Here is a 16,228-nt window from a genome sequence, read left to right as displayed (position 1 = left end):
GTCAGCAGCCGCCGCGCAGCATCGCGGCTCCGTTCCAAGCCACGCAACCCGCCCACCCCCGGAGACCGCCATGACCGACCCCATCCGCAGCGCCCTCAACTGGTTCGAGATCCCGGTCACCGACCTCGACCGCGCCCAGGCCTTCTACGAGAAGCTGTTCGCCACCACGTTGCGCCGCGAGCCGATGGGCGACGTGACGCTCGCGGTGTTCGGCTACGACGAGCCGGGTGTCGGYGGCTGCCTGATCGCCGGCGACAGCGTCGCGCCGCCATCGCGGCAGGGCACCATCGTCTACCTGAATGCGCAGCCCTCGCTCGATGCGGTGCTCGAGCRCGTGCAGGCCGCCGGCGGCGCGATCACCACGCCCAAGGTGACGCTGCCGGGCGAGATGGGCTGCTTCGCCCACATCGCCGACAGCGAAGGCAACCGCATCGGCCTGCACGCGTTGGCTTAGCATCCGTCCACCATGCGCCGTGCCGACCGCCTGTTCCAACTCGTGCAGCTCGTTCGCGGGCGGCGCCTGACCACGGCCGAGTTCATCGCCGAGCGGCTCGAGGTGTCGGCGCGCACGGTGTACCGCGACGTGGCCGATCTGCAGCTGCAGGGCGTGCCGATCGAGGGCGAGGCCGGTGTCGGCTACCGCATGCGCGCCGGCTTCGACCTGCCGCCGCTGATGTTCACCGGCGAGGAGGCACAGGCGCTGGTGGCGGCGGTGCGCATCGCGCAGCCGCGCATCGATGCGGCGCTGGCGGCGCGCGCCGACGCGGCCTTGTCGAAGATCCTGTCGGTGCTGCCCAGCGCGGCGCGCGCGGCCGCCGAGAGCCTGGCGCTGTACGCGCCCACCTTCGAGTTCGATCCGCGGGCGCGCTCGCACCTGGAGCTGCTGCGGCTGGCCGCCGAATCGCGGCGCCGCGTCGAGTTGCAGTATGTCGACCTGAAGGAGGTCAGCACCGAGCGCACCGTGCGCCCGCTCGGCTGCTTCTACTGGGGCGCGGTGTGGACGCTGGCCGCCTGGTGCGAGACGCGCGAGAGCTTTCGCAGCTTCCGCGTCGACCGCATCCGCGAGCTGATCGTCACTGACACCGCGTTCCGCGACGAGCCCGGCAAGACGCTGGCCGACCTGTTCCGGCACAACGAAGCGGCGGCCGAGGCGCATCGCAACGCGAACGCGGCCTGAGCGGCGGCAGGGCCGCGTGGGCCGCCCTCTAAGATGGCGGACCCCTACACCCCACCCTGCCCATGATTCAGCTGTATTACTTCCCCGGCAACGCCAGCATGGCGCCGCACATGCTGCTCGAAGAGCTCGGCATCCCGTTCGAACTGGTGCGCGTCGAGAGAGAGAAGGGCGCGTTGCGCTCGCCCGAGTACCTGAAGATGAACCCGAACGGGCTGATCCCGGTGATGGTCGACGGCGACCTGGTGATGTACGAGGGCGCGGCGATCTGCCTGCACCTGGCCGACACGCACCCGCAGGCCGGCCTGGCGCCGGCGCTCGGCACGCCGCAGCGGGCGCATTTCTACAAGTGGCTGATGTGGCTGACCAACACGCTGCAGCCGGCACTGATCTCATACTTCTACCCGGACCGCTATGTGCGCGATGCCGAGGTGGTGTCGCAGGTGAAGGACTGTGCCGAGGCGCGTGTCGGCGCGGCCATCGACATCCTGGAGGCCGAGCTGGCATCGCACGGCAAGCCGTGGCTGCTGGGCGATGCGTACAGCGCGCTCGACCCGTATGCGCTGATGCTGTGCCGCTGGACGCGCAACTTCCACCGGCCAGCGCGCAGCCTGCCGGCACTCGGCGCCTACGTGCAGCGCGTGCTGGGGCGGCCGGCGGTGCAGCGGATGTACGCGAGCGAGGGGCTGCAGCCGCCGCTGGTCTGAAGGCCGGGCGCCGCTGAATGCAGCGCGCGCTCCTCCTTCAGGTTGATGAGGACGGATGTCCCCAGCCCGTTGACTCGCAGTGGAGTGCTGGTTAACGTTCGCCCCCACGGCAACGGCATCGATTGATATCGACTGATGCGCGCCAAGCCAGACCCGCTCACAAAAGCGGGCAGTGCATGCGGACCCGCAGGTCCGCCCCGCCCATCGATCCGTTGATCCCCTGAGGGAGAAGCCCTTGCATTCATCGCACCATGTTGCCGTGGTGAGGCGCGGCGTTGCCGTGTCTCGGACGGTCTTGAACTTCATCGTCGCCGTGTGGCTGCTGGCCTGCGCGGCCTCCGCGGTAGCGCAGTCGCCGGTCCAGCCTCCGGCCGACCCGTTCAACTACTCGCGCACGACGAGCTACACCTACCGTCCCGACGGTCTCGTGGAGACGGAGACGGTCGAGCCCGGCAACCCGCAGCTGTGCGTCGTGACGACGTACAGCTACGACGCGCGSGGCAACCGCACCGGCACGCGCCAAGCCAACTGCGCGGGGGCGACGGGCGAGGCGCTCTTCACGCCGCGCACGAGCACGACAACCTTCGGCGCGCAGACGGTGACGATCGGCGGGCAGAGCATCAAGGTGCCCGCCGGCACGCTACCGAGCGAGCGCAGGAATGCGCTTCAGCAGCTCGAGACGCAGACAGTGGACCCGCGCTTCGGCACGGTGCTGAGCAAGACAGATGCGAACGGGCTGACCACGCACTGGGAGGTCGACGATCTGGGGCGCACGACGCGCGAGACCCGTCCCGACGGCATGCGGGTGATCACAGCCTACTGCCTCATTGCGGGTCGCGTGAACCCGGCCGGCGACACCTCGAGCAACAGCCCCAGTTGCCCGAGCCCGAGTGCAGCCGAGATCCCGGCAGATGCGCTGGAGTTCACGCACGTGGAGCCACGCGACGCGAGTGGCACGGAAGGCGTCAAGAACGGCTCGTTCACTCGCAAGTACCTGGACCGCGCAGGCCGGCTGCTGCGCCATGTCACCGAAGCCTTCGATGGTCCGACACAACCCGGTGGCACGAACCGCCTGATCGCCACCGACACCGAGTACGGCGACCTGGGCCAGGTGCTGGTGCAGACGCAGYCGTACTTCCTGGACAGCGGGTCATCCACGAGCGCAGGCGGTGGCGACGTAGGGCTCACGCGCACCGAGTACGACGCGCTGGGCCGCCCGGTCCGGGTCTACACCGCCGACAGCCACGGCAGCCAGCCGGGCGTGAGCTTCGGCAGCCACGGCGCTAGCCGGGCGCGGGTGTCCAGCGTGGCCTACGGCGCGCTGGTGACCACCACCACCGACGACCAGGGCCACACACGGCGCGAGGAACGCAATGTGGAGGGCCACCCGATCCGCATCACCGATGCACAGGGCGCCCAACTCGTCCACCAGCACGACGCGTTCGGCAACCTGGTGGCGACGAAGGACGCGCTGCAGAACACCGTGCAGATCGCCTACGACGTGCGCGGCAACAAGCTGAAGCTGACCGACCCGGACGCCGGGGTGATCGAGTACCKCCACGACGCACTGGGCCAGGTGGTGTGGCAGCAGAACCCGTTGCAGAAGCAGCGCGGCGGCTCGACGACGATGRMSTACGACGWRCTCGGSCGRATGACGCTGCGCRTCGAGCCGGAGTACCRSAGCACSTGGACYTACGACAGCTGCGCGATGGGCATCGGCAAGCTGTGCGCRACGACTGCCAACACRGACCTCAGYCGGCAGTGGGTGTACGACAGCCTGGGTAGGCTGATCAACACCCGCACGAGCATCGCCAACGGGCCGAGCTTTGCGAGTGCGCTGAGCTATGACGCCAACGGCCGGCAAGCGACGCAGACCTGGCCGASCGGGCTGACGGTGAACYACGGCTACACGCCCAAGGGGTTCCTCGACACGGTGTCGCTGGCCACCTCGGTGACGGTGAACCCACTGCCGGCGACACCGGGCGGCACGCCGGGCCCAGGCACGACGCTGCCGGCCGGCACGGTGCTGTGGCAAGCACAAGCTTGCAACGCGTGGGACCAATTGGAGCAGCAGCGCTACAGCAATGCGGTGACGAGCAAGTCTGGCTATGAAGCGGCGACAGGCCGCGCCAGCAGCCTGACGACGGGCAAGGYCAATGGGACCGACGTGCTGAACCACGGCTACGTGTGGGACAGCCTGGGCCGGCTGACGAACCGCAACGATGCGAATGGGGATGGCGCCACCGGCGCGGTGACCGAGAACTTCGAGCACGACGCGCTCGGCCGGCTGCAGCGCTACACGGTGGCAGCTCCTGCGATCAGCGGCCTGGTTCGCACGGTGAGCCTGCAATACAACGCGCTGGGCAGCATCCTCTACAARAGCGATGTGGGGCTGTACAGCTACGGCGCACAGGGGGCGAACGCGGTGCGGCCGCATGCAGTGCAGAGCATCGAAGGCGCAGCAGCCAACGGCTACGGCTTCGACGCGAACGGGAACATCGCGAACGCTACGGCGGGCAAGTACCGCGGAATTGCGTACACGGGCTTCAACCTGCCGGACAGCCAAGCGGGCGTGCAAGGGCCCCCAGGCGGTCCGAGCTACGTGTGGAACTACGACGAGGACCACGCGCGCATCCGCGAGGTGCGAACGATCCCGAGCGGCACCAACGCTGGAACGCGGACCACGTGGTACCTGCACCCGGACAACACCGGCGGCCTGGCCTTCGAGAGCGAGGTCAATGCGCCGACCAGCCCGAGTGCCGCGGACCCTGCGGTCACCAACCACCGGCACTACCTGAGCTCAGGCGGCCAGAGCCTCGGGGTGTTGGTCACCACCGGAGCGCTGCCGGCACTCGGYGCCACACAGACCGCGCCAGCTGTGCAGTCGAACCTGAGCGCGTTGAAGCTGGAGTACTGGCACAAGGACCACCTGGGCAGCATCGCGGCAACGACCGACCACAACGGCAACCTGACCGCCCGCGACGCGTACGACCCATTCGGCAAGCGGCGCTTCGCCAACGGCAACTACGACGCCACAGGTGCCTTGGTGATCGACTGGAGCCCCGCCGTCAACAGCGGCACCGACCGCGGCTTCACCGGCCACGAGCAGCTCGACGACATCGGSCTCACGCACATGAACGGGCGGCTGTACGACGCRGCCCTCGGKCGSTTCCTGTCCGCRGACCGGGMYGTRACGAAGCCCTAYGAACTGCAGAGCTACAACCGCTACAGCTATGTCGAGAACCGGCCGCTGAGTAGCACGGACCCGAGCGGCTGGAATCCGAATGAGCTGACGCCGAGCAAGACCTGGGATCCCGAACTCTTCGTGATGGAGGAGGTGAAGATCACCGGCACGGGCGTGCCCACGCTGCCTGCGCCGAATCTGACCTGCTCATCTTCATGCCTGGGGGGACTCTTCAGACCGGGGCCGCCGACCTTCGTGCTGATGGCCGCCCCCGGCACGCCAGTTCAGAAGTCGTTCCAGCAGGGCCTGAATGCGGGGGCTGCTAAGACCACGAGAGTGGTCGGCGGGATTCGCGAGTACGTCCACAAGGAGGCCGAGAACGGATCCGTGCTGTGGAAAATGGTCAATGCAGTGCTGTCCGTGGGCGACTCCGAGGAGCAGGCTGCTGATGGGTTGTCGACGGAGGCAGAAAAGCACCCTCCAAATCCGAATGGGCGGAAGGGAAGTCCTGAACATCAGGCCGAAGTCGAAAAGGCCGAACAGGAACTGCGCAACAAGTATGCGAATGATCCCAACATTGAAGTGCAAACAGAGGTTCGCGTTCGGACCCCGGGTGGAGACAAGGAGAATCGATATCTCGACGTGGCTGCAAGAGACAAGAGGACTGGCGAGATAGTTGAAGGTGTGCAAGTTGGCAAAGAAACACAGGCCGGAAATCCGGTGGCTCGTGAGCGGCGTGCAATGCAAGATGTCAGTAAAGCATCGCCCGGCACGAACGTATCATTCCGACCCTATGACCGTTGAGAACAGGCTATGGGAAAGCAACTTGAAATTTTGACGACAGATCTTGATCTCCGGGATTTGGAAAAGTCTCTAAGGAGTAGGGGGGGCGTCGCTCTTTTATCAGATGGCGCAAATGGGGATTTCAGCTCACTCAGCACGTTAGACCAATTGCCAATCCCAATCTCATCTGCGGGAGAGAAGTCGCTCGTGTGCTATTTGGCGCCCATACAATTGCCTGCTCGCATCTTCATTGAATCAGAGAGTCCAGTTAAGGTGCATGTCAACATTCGCGAGTCGCACCTCATCGAGTTTTGGCGTCCGTTTTACGATGGAAGAGTCGTGCGGCCCGGGCGGCTCTATTATGAAGATCGAATTCTCATTGATAATGTATTTGTGCAAAAGGATCAAGCCTTTTGCGATTGGGCGAAGGGTGTAATGGCTTTTGTGAGGAAAAATCTTCACCGTGACCCGGCAAGCGGTAGCTATCTCGGGGAGGACGCCGCAAGCGCAATCGATAGTGGCCGGATAGCAGTTGGATCTATTCTCCGATAGCCCGGAGAAAAGCGAGTGCCGCGATGAATGAACGTCCGATTCCCGAAGCCGCTATGCGCGACGAAGATGAAGTCGAGATGCTGCGAGTGTGGATTCGTTCAGAGGCACTGAATGCCGCGGCACGCATTGCTACATCGGCGGCCGTCTTGATCTGGCTGGTCGCGGGTCAGGTGTTGGCTGGGTTTTCGAACGGCTTTCAGCGAGCCTGCATCGATCTGGCATTCGCGAAAGACCATTCATGGAACAAGATGACTGGCAAGGATTGATGCATTGAAGGCGTCGTTTGTCGCTTTATTTGCATCGACATTCAAGCCGGCGTCACGGCAGCTGCGGCCACGCCCGCTGCGCCGGTCGCATCTGCTCCCACGCCCGCGCGAGTTGCAGCACGCCCAGGTCGTCGTGCCGCGCGCCGATGATCTGCAGCCCGATCGGCAGCCCGTCGCTCGTGTAGCCGCAGTTGATGCTCGCGGCCGGCTGCTCGCTCATGTTGTACGGCAGCGTGAACGCGATGTGCTCGAACGGCCGTGCCGGGTCATTGGTCGGGCACGGCAGCTCGGCGGCGAAGGCCGGGATCGGCGCGGTCGGCGACAGCAGCGCGTCGAACGGCCGGCAGGCCGCGACAGCCGCCTCGCGCATCGCGCCCATCTGGCTGTAGCCGTGGAACACCTGTGCGCCGCCCAGGTCGGCGCCACCGCGCGCCCAGTCGACGATGAACGGCAGCACCTTCGCGCGCCGCGCCTCGGGCAGCGCCGCGATGTCCATCCAGGCGCGGCAGCGCCAGAAACGGTCCATGCCGTCGATCATCTCGCGCGTCATGAACGGTGCGACCGGCTCGACGATCGCGCCCGCGCCTTCGAATGCGCGCGCCGCCGCCTCGACCGCCGCCCGCACCTCCGGCTCGACCGGCAGGCCCCAGCCGGCGTCCATCAGCAGGCCGAGCTTCAATCCGCGCAGCGGGCGCTCGAGCTGCGCCCAGGCGATGTCCTGCCAGGGCAGGCTCATCGTGTCGCGCATGCCCGGGTCGGGGCGCGACAGCACACCCATCATCAGCGCCGCATCGGCGACCGTGCGCGTCATCGGCCCGGCCACGCGGCCGGCGTATGGCGGCTGGATCGGGATGCGGCCGAGGCTCGGCTTCAGCGTGAAGATGCCGCACCAGCCGGCCGGCAGCCGCACCGAGCCGCCGATGTCGGTGYCGACGTGCAGCGGCCCGTAGCCCGCGGCCGCCCCCGCGGCGGCGCCGGCGCTGCTGCCGCCCGGGTTGCGGCGCAAATCCCACGGGTTGCGGGCCAGCGGGTGGAAGCTCGACAGGCCGGACGACAGCATCCCGTAGTCGGGCATCGTCGTCTTGCCGAGGATCACCGCGCCGGCTTCGCGCAGCCGCGCGGCCGGCGGCGCATCGGCCGCGGCCGGCACCAGCTCGGTGGCGGCGGTGCCCAGTGGCACCGGCGTGCCGCGCGTCGCGATGTTCTCCTTGATCATCGCCGGCACGCCGTCGAGCGCACCGAGCGGCGCGTTCGCGAGCCAGCGCGCCTGCGAGGCCTCGGCCTGCGCGAGCGCGGCGGCCGCATCCAGCGCGTAGGTGGCGCACAGCCGCGGCTCCCAGGCCGCGATGTTCGCGAGCACCGCGCGCGTCACTTCCACCGGCGACAGCGTGCGCGCCGCGTAGGCCGCCAGCAGCTCCACGGCCGACAGCTGCGCCAGCGCGTTCATTGCCAGCTCACCGCGCCCATGTCGTTCGCGAACACCGGCGAGCTGCTCCACAGCCCCTTCAGCCGCTTGTTGGCGACCATGAACTGCGGCAGCTGGAACAGCCAGGCGTTGACCGCGTCGTCGGCCAGCCGGCGCTGCGCATCGCCGATCAGCTTCAGCCGCTCCTTCGCGTTGATGCTGGCGTCGTACTTCGCGACGATCTCGGCGTAGGCCTTGCCGTCGTAGCCGAAGTAGTACGACGGATCGGCGTACACCGCGAAGTCGAGCGGCTCGACGTGGCTGATGATGGTCAGGTCGAAGCTGCCCTTGAACGGGCCGGCCAGCCACTGCGCCCATTCGACGTTGTCGATCTTCGCGACGATGCCCACCTTCGCGAGCTGCGCCGCGATGATCTCGCCGCCCTTGCGCGCGTACTGCGGCGGCGGCAGCGAGAGCGTCACGTTCAGCGGCGTCGCGACGCCGGCCTCCTTCAGCAGCGCGCGGGCCTTCTCGGGGTTGTACGGGTTCACGCCGGTCAGGTCGATGTAGCCTGCGTCGCTCGGCACCATGTGGCTGCCGATCGGCGCGCCCTGGCCTTCCATCGCGCCGGCGATCACCGCCTTGCGGTCGATCGCCATCGCGATCGCGCGGCGCACGCGCACGTCGTCGAAGGGCTTGCGCTTGTTGTTGATCGCGACGAGCGTCTTGCCCTCGGTGCCGCCGATCGCGACCGTGAAGCGCGGGTCGTTCTGGAACTGCACCAGGCTTTGCGCGGCCTGGAAGCGTGGGAACGCATCGACGTCGCCGGCCAGCAGCGCGGCCGATTGCGCGGCCGGGTCGTTGATGATGCGAAAGCTCACCTTCTTCAGCTTGATCGCCGCCGCGTTGCGGTAACTGTCCCAGCGCGACAGCACCACGGCGGCGCCGCGCGACCAGCTCTCGAAGCGGAACGGGCCGGTGCCGACCGGCCGGGTCGCGGTGGTGGCGGCGCTCTTCGGGTCGAGGATCACCGCGGTGTTCTCGCCGAGGCGGAACAGCAGGTTGCCGTCGGCCTTGGCGAGCACCAGCACCACGGTCTGCGCATCGGGCGTCTCGATGCGGGTGATGTTGTCGAACACCGTCTTCTTCGCCTTGTTGGTGCTGCCCTCGGCGCGGGCGCGCTCGAAGCTGAACTTGACGTCGGACGCGTCGAAGGCCTCGCCGTCGTGGAACTTGACGCCCTTCTTCAGCTTGAAGGTGTAGAGCCGGCCGTCGGGGTCGATGCTCCAGCTGTCGGCCAGCAGCGGCGTCACGCTGCCGTCGACGTTGATCCTGGTCAGCCCCTCGAGCACGTTGTAGTGGACGATCTCGCCGATCGACGCGGCCGCCGAAGTGGTCGGGTCGAGGCCGGGCGGCTCCAGCGTGATGCCGATGACGGCGCTGTCCTTGCGGGACTGGGCGGCAGCGAGCGTCGCGGCGCACAGCAGCAGCGTGGCGGTGGTCTTGAGGGCGGCGTTCATCGGAAGATGGTAGCCCGGATGCCAATCCGGGATGGGCGTCACGAACCCCGGATTGGCATCCGGGCTACGGGGTACTCGCAGCCGAGACAAGTGCGCGCGTGTAGGCATGCTGCGGTGACCGAAACACCTTGTCCGACGCGCCGCGCTCGACGACCTCGCCGCCCCGCATCACCAACACCTCCCCACACAGGTGATCGACCACCGCGAGGTCGTGGCTGATCAGCAGGTAGGTCATGCCGAAGCGCTGCTGCAGGTCGGTCATCAGGTTCAGCACCTGCGCCTGCACCGAGACATCGAGCGCGCTCACCGGCTCGTCGGCGACGATCAGCTTCGGCCGCGTCACCAGCGCTCGCGCGATCGCGATGCGCTGGCGCTGGCCGCCGGAGAACTCGTGCGGATGCCGCGCGGCATCCGACGCGCGCAACCCGACCGCCTCCAGCGCCTCGGCCACCCGCCCCGCCGCCTCCGGATCGCCGTCGGGCAGCGGCTCGGCGACGATGCGCCCGACACGCTGCCGCGGATCGAGCGACCCGTAGGGATCCTGGAACACCATCTGGAAATCGCGGCGCGCCGCGCGCAACCCGGCCGGCGCCAGCGCATTCAGGTCGCGCCCGTCGAACAGCACCCGGCCGCTGCTCGGCGGCTCGAGCGCCATCGCGATGCGCGCCAGCGTCGACTTGCCCGAGCCCGATTCGCCGACGATCCCGAGGTTGTGCCCGGCCCGCAGCGCCAGGCTCACGCCGCGCAGCGCGTCGACCACCGGCGCCGGCTGCAGCAGTCGCTCGCGCGGCAGCGTGTAGCGCCGCGTCAYCTGCTCCAGCGCGAGCAGCGGCGCCTCGCCGGCCGGCGCGTTCACGTCAGCAGCTGGCGCGCCGCGAGGCTGCGCATCAGCGCGGTCAGCCCGAAGCGCCACGGCGCGATCTCGTCGCAGCGGCGCACCCGGTTCACCAGCGCCCCGAACGCCGGCGACGAGACCGTGACCACGTCGCCCACCACGTGCGTGAAGCCCTGGCCCGGGCCCAGCCGGTCCTGCGTCGGCGCGAGCATGGTGCCGAGGAACAGCATCAGCCCGTCCGGGTACTGGTGGTGCGGGCCGATCGCCTGCGCCGCCAGGTCGAGCGGATCGCGGCTGATCTTCGCGAGCGTGTCGCGGCCCTCGACGCGGAAACCGTCCGGCCCCGCCACGTGCAGCGCGATCTCGCAGCGGCGCAGGTCATCGATCGTGAAATGCGCGTCGAACAGCCGGATGAACGGCGCCATCGCGCACGAGGCGTTGTTGTCCTTGGCCTTGCCCAGCAGCAGCGCGCTGCGGCCCTCGAAATCGCGCAGGTTCACGTCGTTGCCGAGCGTCGCGCCGCGCACCCGGCCGCGGCTGTCGATCGCGAGCACCACCTCGGGCTCCGGGTTGTTCCACGACGAGCCGGGGTGCAGCCCGACATCGGCGCCGGTCCCCACTGCGGCCATCGGCGGCGCCTTCGTGAACACCTCGGCGTCCGGCCCGATGCCCACCTCCAGGTACTGCGACCAGGCGCCCTGCGCGATCAGCACCTCCTTGACCTGGGCCGCCTGCGGCGAGCCGGGGACGATGCCGGCCAGGTTGTCGCCGAGGATGCCGGTCAGCGAGCGGCGGATCTTGTCGGCGCGCGAGGCATCGCCGCGCGCCTGCTCCTCGATCACCCGCTCCAGCAGGCTCGCGATGAAGGTGACGCCGCTCGCCTTCACCGGCTGCAGGTCGCACGGCGCCATCAGCCAGGCCTGGGTGCCGTCGCGCAGCGATTCGTCGCTGTTGGCGAGCGCCGCCTCGTACGACGCGATGCGCGGCGCCTGCCCGGTGCGCAGCGCCGATTGCACCGAGAACACCGGGTCGTCGAGTTCCAGCAGCTGGCTGCTGGTGGCGGCGACGGTCGACAGATCGTGCAGGTCGTCGCCGGTCAGCGTGACCAGCGTCGGCCCGCCGCCGGGCACCCACAGGCGGCCGACCAGCGTGGCGCGCCGGGCGTCGTGGGGCAGTGATTCGGCGACGGACATCGGCAGGGGCGGAAAGTGGAGGGTCATGGAGGCTCTCGACAGGGTTGACAGGGGTGGCGGCGTTGACAGGGCAGAAGGGTTTGTCCCGCTGAAGCTTTCGGGGCAGGCGCTTACGATGAGAATCCGCGCTGTCCCACGAAGACGCGAAGGACATCCCGATGCTCAAGACGATATCGCCGCTGCTCACGCCCGACGCGCTGCACGCGCTGGCCAGCATGGGCCACGGCGACGACCTGGCGATTGTGGACGCGAATTTCCCCGCCGCCCAGGTGGCCCACCGGTCCGGCGCGCGGCTGGTGCAGATCGCCGGTGCCGATGCGCCGGCCGTGCTGGCGGCGCTGCTGCCGCTGTTCCCGCTCGACACCTTCGTGCCGCAATGCGCCTGGACGATGCAGGTGGTGGGCGACACCCGCGCCGTGCCACCGCCGGTGGCCGAATTCCGCAAGCTGCTGCACGGCGCCGGCGAGCGCGAGCCGGCCACGCTGGAGCGCTTCGCGTTCTACGAGCAGGCGCAGCGCGCCTTCCTGATCCTGCGCAGCGGCGAGCAGCGCAAGTACGGCAACCTGATCCTGCGCAAGGGGGTGGTGTCCACCGACTGACGTTTTCCATCGGGTCTGGCGCGAGGGGAGCCGCGCCGTCATCGCTCCCACCCACGGGAGAAGACCATGACCATTCCTGCCGCAACCGCCTCGTTCCACGGCATCTGGCCGGCCCTGCTGACGCCGCTCAAGCCGGACCTCGGCATCGACCTGCACCGCTTCGGGCTGCACGCCCGCTCGCTGATCCACGCCAAGGGCTGCGGCGGCGTCGTGCCGTTCGGCACCACCGGCGAGGGGCCGGCGTTCTCGGTCGCCGAGCGCCGCGACGCGGTCGACGCGCTGGTCGGCGAAGGGGTGCCGGGGCCGCAGATCCTGGTGTCGACCAGCTGCGCCGCGCTGCCCGACACGCTGGCGCTGACGCGCCATGCGCTCGGGATCGGCGCGCACGGCTGCCTGATGATGCCGCCGTTCTTCCTGAAGGGCGGCGCCCACCAGGTGACGGACCAGGGCGTGATCGACAGCTACCGCCAGGTGATCGACGGCGCGGCCGACGACCGGCTGCGGCTGTACCTGTACCACATCCCCCAGGTCAGCGGCGTCGGGCTGTCGCGCAAGGTCGTCGAGACGCTGAAGCGGCTCTACCCGCAGACCATCGTCGGCATCAAGGACAGCAGCGGTGACACCGCGCACACGCTGGCGCTGGCCGATGCGTTCAACGAGACGCTGATGGTGACCGCCGGCCATGAGCCCGACCTGCCCGAGCTGGCACGCCGCGGCAGCACCGGCGCCATCAGCGGGCTGGCCAACTTCATGCCGCACGTGGTGCAGCGGCTGGCCGGCCGGCCCGATGCGCCGAACACCCCGCACGACGTGTCGCGCGTGCGGCTGCTGCTGGCGATGCTCGGCCCTTACGCGCTGACACCCGCTTTGAAGGGCATCATGTCGGCCCTGAGCGGCGAACCCGGCTGGTTGCGGGTGCGCGCGCCGCAGGTGGCGCTGACGCTGGACCAGATGCACACGCTGCAGCACGCGCTGAAGCCGATCGCGCTGGACCTGGACGTCGATTGACACGAACAAGGAACCTGGAGACTGCATGACTGTTGATTCACGGCGCCGCCGCCTGGCGGCCGGCCTGGTGTTGTCCGGCGCGGGGTTGTCCGGCGTGTCTGCGCCGTGGGCGCACGCGGCCGGCAAGACGATGTTGCGCATCTCGACCCCCGCGGTGCCGGACGACTGGCACGCGAAGATGTGGACGGTCTTCAAGGATGCGCTCGACCAGTCGGCCCCCGGCGAGTTCGAGGTGCAGGTCAACCTGAACGCGGCGCTGTTCAAGCAGGGCGCCGAGCCGGCGGCAATGGCGCGCGGCAACCTGGAGCTGGCGTCGATCTCGGCCTTCGACATCGCGAAGCTGCTGCCCGAGTTCTCGATCTTCACCGCCGGCTACATGCTGCGCGACCCGCAGCATCAGCAGAAGGTGTTCAACGGGCCGATCGGCGACGAGGTGTTCCAGCGCGTCTCCGACAAGCTCGACGTGACCGTGCTCGCCACGGCCTACCTCGGCACGCGCCAGCTCAACCTGCGCGACACGCGCAAGGTGGTGGTGCCGGCCGACCTGAAGGGCGTGAAGCTGCGCATGCCGGGCTCGAAGGACTGGCTGTTCCTCGGCGAGGCGCTGGGGGCCACGCCGACGCCGCTGGCCTTCGGCGAGGTCTACCTGGGCCTGAAGACCGGCACCATCGACGGCCAGGACAACCCGCTGCCCACCGTGCGCGCCGCCAAGTTCTACGAGGTGACCAAGCAGCTGGTGCTCACCGGCCACCTGGTCGACGGCCTGTTCATCGCGGTCGCCAACAAGACCTGGAACACGGCGAGCCCGGCGCAGCGCCAGAAGCTGAAGGCGGCGGCGCAGGCCGCGGCGCGCTGGAACAACGACAACCGCATCAAGGAAGAAGCGCAGCTGGTCGACTTCTTCAGGCAGCAGGGCCTGCAGGTGACGACGCCCGACGTCGCGGCCTTCCGCCGCGCGGTGCAGCAGGCCTATGCCGCGTCCGAGCAGGCGAAGGCGTGGCCGAAGGGGATGCTCGAGCGCATCAACGGGGTCGCCTGATGCGCAACTGGCTGAAACGTGGCGCCGAGGCGGTCGGCGGCGGTCTCTTCGTGTTGCTGTTCCTCGTGTTCCTGGTGCAGATCGTCGCGCGCTTCGGCTTCGACCGGCCGCTGCCGTGGACCGACGAGCTGGCGGTGGTGCTGTACGTCTGGGTGATCCTGTGGTCGACCGCGTTCGTCGTGCCGCAGCGCGAGCACGTGGCCTTCGACCTGGTCTACAACGCGATGCCAGCGGGCATCCGGCGGGTGTTCCGCGGCCTCGCGGCGCTGCTGTTCGGCGGCCTCGCGCTGTGGGCGCTGCCTGCCAGCTGGGACTACATCCGGTTCATGGCGCGCGAGGGCACGCCGGTGCTCGGGCTGCCGTTCATGGCGGTGTTCCTGCCGTTCGCGCTGATGCTGGCCGGGGTGGTGGTGCGCAGCGCGTTGACGCTGTGGCGCATCGCGCGCGGGCTCGATCAGGAGTTGAGCGGCGAGGTGAAGGCATGAGCGCGGCACTCTGGGCCTTGATCGGCGTGCTGGTCGCGGGCTTCGTGCTGCGTGCGCCGATCGGCTTCTCGATGATCGGCAGCGGCATCGCCTACCTGATCGTCAAGGGGCAGGATGTCGGGCTGGCGGCCGAGCAGGTGCTGAACGGCCTGTACAACAGCTACGTGCTGCTGGCGGTGCCGCTGTTCATCTTCGCGGCCAACCTGATGAACGCCGGCACCATCAGCGAGCGCATCTTCGACTTCTGCCGCATCCTGGTCGGGCGGCTGCGCGGCGGGCTGGCGCAGGTCGACATCCTGGTCAGCGTGGTGTTCTCGGGCATGAGCGGCAGCGCGATCGCCGATGCCGCCGGGCCGGGGCTGGTGACGATCCGCCAGATGCTGAAGAAGCCGGAGTACACGCCCGGTTTCGCCGGTGCGGTGGTGGTGGCGAGCGCGACGCTCGGGCCGATCATCCCGCCGTCGATCCCGATGGTGATCTATGCGCTGGTGTCGGGCAGCTCGGTGGGCGCGCTGTTCCTCGGCGGCGTGGTGCCGGGCGTGCTGATGGCGCTGCTGATGATGGGCGTGGTGCAGGTCATCGCGACGCGACGCAACATGCCGCGCGAGGACAAGGTGCCGCTGCGCGAGTGGCCGGCCATCCTGGCGCGCGGCGCGCTGCCGCTGTCGCTGCCGGTGCTGCTGCTGACGGGCATCTACACCGGCATCTTCACGCCCACCGAGGCGGCCGCGGTGGCGGCGCTGCATGCGCTGGTGCTGGCCGGCGTGGTCTACCGCGCGCTCAGCTGGCGCACGCTGTGGGGCGTGGTGATGGAGTCGACGCGGTCCAGCGCGGTGATCACGATGATCCTGGCCGGCGCGTTCATGATGAACTACGCGTTCACCGCCGAGGGCGTGCCGCAGTCGCTCGCAGCATGGATGGCGGGCTTCGATCTCGGGCGCACCTCGTTCCTGCTGCTGGTGAACCTGCTGTTCCTGGTGCTCGGCTGCTTCATGGACATCTCGGTGCTGCTGCTGGTGTTCGTGCCGATCCTGCTGCCGATGGTGAAGGCGCTGGGCATCGACCTGGTGCACTTCGGCGTGGTGATCGTGCTGAACATGATGATCGGGCTGATCCACCCGCCGTTCGGGATGCTGCTGTTCGTGACGAACGCGCTGACCGGGATTCCGATCCGCGACATGCTGCGCGAGGGCTGGCTGTTCATCGTGATGCTCTTGCTGCTGCTGCTGGCGATGACGCTGTTCCCGCAGATCGTGCTGTGGCTGCCGCAGTCGATGGGGTATCGCTGACGGCGCCGATGCGGATGCAGCGCGCGGTGTGATCCGGGCCGGCGTCGACCGGCGCGGGCATCCCGCCTCGGCACGCGTCGATCACCCACCCGCAGCGGTCCGCGAACGGGCACCCCGCCGGCCACTCGCCGAGCGCCGGCACGCGGCCCGGGATCGTCGCGAGCCGCGCCCCTCGCGGTGCCCCCAGCC

General features: G+C 68.8%; 15 protein-coding genes. 10 read left to right on the top strand and 5 right to left on the bottom strand.

Annotation, left to right across the window (positions count from 1 at the left end):
• The first annotated feature begins 70 nt into the window (after positions 1-70).
• The 5 genes from AC1D01_RS04610 to AC1D01_RS04590 all read left to right on the top strand — a co-directional run bounded on the left by AC1D01_RS04610 (position 71) and on the right by AC1D01_RS04590 (position 6,666).
• Positions 71-454, top strand: a complete 384-nt coding sequence (locus AC1D01_RS04610) for a VOC family protein (RefSeq protein ID WP_477864901.1) — start codon at positions 71-73, stop codon at positions 452-454.
• 12 nt (positions 455-466) lie between these two features.
• Entirely contained in the window at positions 467-1,177 is a 711-nt protein-coding gene (locus AC1D01_RS04605; protein ID WP_047508207.1) for a helix-turn-helix transcriptional regulator, read from the top strand.
• A 62-nt stretch (positions 1,178-1,239) separates the two neighbouring features.
• A complete protein-coding gene (locus AC1D01_RS04600) occupies positions 1,240-1,881 on the top strand; it encodes a glutathione S-transferase family protein (protein WP_477864900.1) in 642 nt (213 codons plus the stop codon).
• 280 nt (positions 1,882-2,161) lie between these two features.
• Positions 2,162-5,869 carry an RHS repeat-associated core domain-containing protein gene (locus AC1D01_RS04595; protein ID WP_477864899.1) on the top strand — a complete coding sequence of 1,236 codons (3,708 nt, stop codon included), beginning with the start codon at positions 2,162-2,164 and terminating at the stop codon, positions 5,867-5,869.
• A 554-nt stretch (positions 5,870-6,423) separates the two neighbouring features.
• On the top strand, positions 6,424-6,666 hold the full coding sequence (locus AC1D01_RS04590) for a hypothetical protein (RefSeq protein ID WP_477864898.1): 243 nt from the start codon (positions 6,424-6,426) through the stop codon (positions 6,664-6,666).
• A 52-nt stretch (positions 6,667-6,718) separates the two neighbouring features.
• Here AC1D01_RS04590 and AC1D01_RS04585 read toward each other — a convergent pair whose 3' ends face one another.
• From AC1D01_RS04585 to AC1D01_RS04570, 4 genes are all read right to left on the bottom strand, one after another.
• Positions 6,719-8,113, bottom strand: coding sequence for an amidase (locus tag AC1D01_RS04585; protein WP_477864897.1), 1,395 nt, complete (start codon positions 8,111-8,113; stop codon positions 6,719-6,721).
• Entirely contained in the window at positions 8,110-9,591 is a 1,482-nt protein-coding gene (locus AC1D01_RS04580; protein WP_477864896.1) for an ABC transporter substrate-binding protein, read from the bottom strand. Before AC1D01_RS04580 ends, AC1D01_RS04585 begins: the two co-directional genes overlap by 4 nt.
• A gap of 64 nt (positions 9,592-9,655) precedes the next feature.
• Positions 9,656-10,447, bottom strand: coding sequence for an ATP-binding cassette domain-containing protein (locus AC1D01_RS04575; RefSeq protein WP_477864895.1), 792 nt, complete (start codon positions 10,445-10,447; stop codon positions 9,656-9,658).
• Positions 10,444-11,646: a fumarylacetoacetate hydrolase family protein gene (locus AC1D01_RS04570; RefSeq protein WP_477864894.1), complete on the bottom strand. Its 1,203-nt coding sequence runs from the start codon at positions 11,644-11,646 to the stop codon at positions 10,444-10,446. Before AC1D01_RS04570 ends, AC1D01_RS04575 begins: the two co-directional genes overlap by 4 nt.
• Before the next feature lie 131 nt (positions 11,647-11,777).
• Here AC1D01_RS04570 and AC1D01_RS04565 point away from each other — a divergent pair, with 131 nt between their 5' ends.
• From AC1D01_RS04565 to AC1D01_RS04545, 5 genes are all read left to right on the top strand, one after another.
• The gene (locus AC1D01_RS04565; RefSeq protein ID WP_477864893.1) at positions 11,778-12,218 is read left to right on the top strand and encodes an RbsD/FucU family protein; all 441 of its coding nucleotides are present in this window, start codon (positions 11,778-11,780) and stop codon (positions 12,216-12,218) included.
• A 66-nt stretch (positions 12,219-12,284) separates the two neighbouring features.
• A complete protein-coding gene (locus tag AC1D01_RS04560; protein WP_477864892.1) occupies positions 12,285-13,226 on the top strand; it encodes a dihydrodipicolinate synthase family protein in 942 nt (313 codons plus the stop codon).
• Positions 13,227-13,251: 25 nt separating this feature from the next.
• The gene (locus AC1D01_RS04555; RefSeq protein ID WP_477864891.1) at positions 13,252-14,265 is read left to right on the top strand and encodes a sialic acid TRAP transporter substrate-binding protein SiaP; all 1,014 of its coding nucleotides are present in this window, start codon (positions 13,252-13,254) and stop codon (positions 14,263-14,265) included.
• Entirely contained in the window at positions 14,265-14,750 is a 486-nt protein-coding gene (locus AC1D01_RS04550; RefSeq protein WP_477864890.1) for a TRAP transporter small permease, read from the top strand. The genes AC1D01_RS04555 and AC1D01_RS04550 overlap by 1 nt, the downstream gene beginning before the upstream one ends.
• On the top strand, positions 14,747-16,039 hold the full coding sequence (locus AC1D01_RS04545) for a TRAP transporter large permease (RefSeq protein ID WP_477864889.1): 1,293 nt from the start codon (positions 14,747-14,749) through the stop codon (positions 16,037-16,039). Before AC1D01_RS04550 ends, AC1D01_RS04545 begins: the two co-directional genes overlap by 4 nt.
• Here AC1D01_RS04545 and AC1D01_RS04540 read toward each other — a convergent pair.
• The gene (locus tag AC1D01_RS04540; RefSeq protein WP_477864888.1) at positions 15,951-16,226 is read right to left on the bottom strand and encodes an oligopeptide/dipeptide ABC transporter ATP-binding protein; all 276 of its coding nucleotides are present in this window, start codon (positions 16,224-16,226) and stop codon (positions 15,951-15,953) included. The genes AC1D01_RS04545 and AC1D01_RS04540 overlap by 89 nt on opposite strands.
• Positions 16,227-16,228: the final 2 nt, after the last annotated feature.

The sequence above is a fragment of the Rhizobacter sp. P3_B12 genome, assembly GCF_056402895.1.
Note: the sequence above shows the minus strand (reverse complement) of the source record. Positions and strands in the feature narration are given on the sequence as shown.

Bases quoted from the DNA above. Each gene is read 5' to 3' on its own strand.
- AC1D01_RS04605 (WP_047508207.1), top strand. From the start codon at position 467: ATGCGCCGTGCCGACCGCCTGTTCCAACTCGTGCAGCTCGTTCGCGGG.
- AC1D01_RS04600 (WP_477864900.1), top strand. From the start codon at position 1,240: ATGATTCAGCTGTATTACTTCCCCGGCAACGCCAGCATGGCGCCGCAC.
- AC1D01_RS04590 (WP_477864898.1), top strand. From the start codon at position 6,424: ATGAATGAACGTCCGATTCCCGAAGCCGCTATGCGCGACGAAGATGAA.
- AC1D01_RS04580 (WP_477864896.1), bottom strand. From the start codon at position 9,591: ATGAACGCCGCCCTCAAGACCACCGCCACGCTGCTGCTGTGCGCCGCG.
- AC1D01_RS04570 (WP_477864894.1), bottom strand. From the start codon at position 11,646: ATGACCCTCCACTTTCCGCCCCTGCCGATGTCCGTCGCCGAATCACTG.
- AC1D01_RS04565 (WP_477864893.1), top strand. From the start codon at position 11,778: ATGCTCAAGACGATATCGCCGCTGCTCACGCCCGACGCGCTGCACGCG.
- AC1D01_RS04560 (WP_477864892.1), top strand. From the start codon at position 12,285: ATGACCATTCCTGCCGCAACCGCCTCGTTCCACGGCATCTGGCCGGCC.
- AC1D01_RS04555 (WP_477864891.1), top strand. From the start codon at position 13,252: ATGACTGTTGATTCACGGCGCCGCCGCCTGGCGGCCGGCCTGGTGTTG.
- AC1D01_RS04550 (WP_477864890.1), top strand. From the start codon at position 14,265: ATGCGCAACTGGCTGAAACGTGGCGCCGAGGCGGTCGGCGGCGGTCTC.
- AC1D01_RS04545 (WP_477864889.1), top strand. From the start codon at position 14,747: ATGAGCGCGGCACTCTGGGCCTTGATCGGCGTGCTGGTCGCGGGCTTC.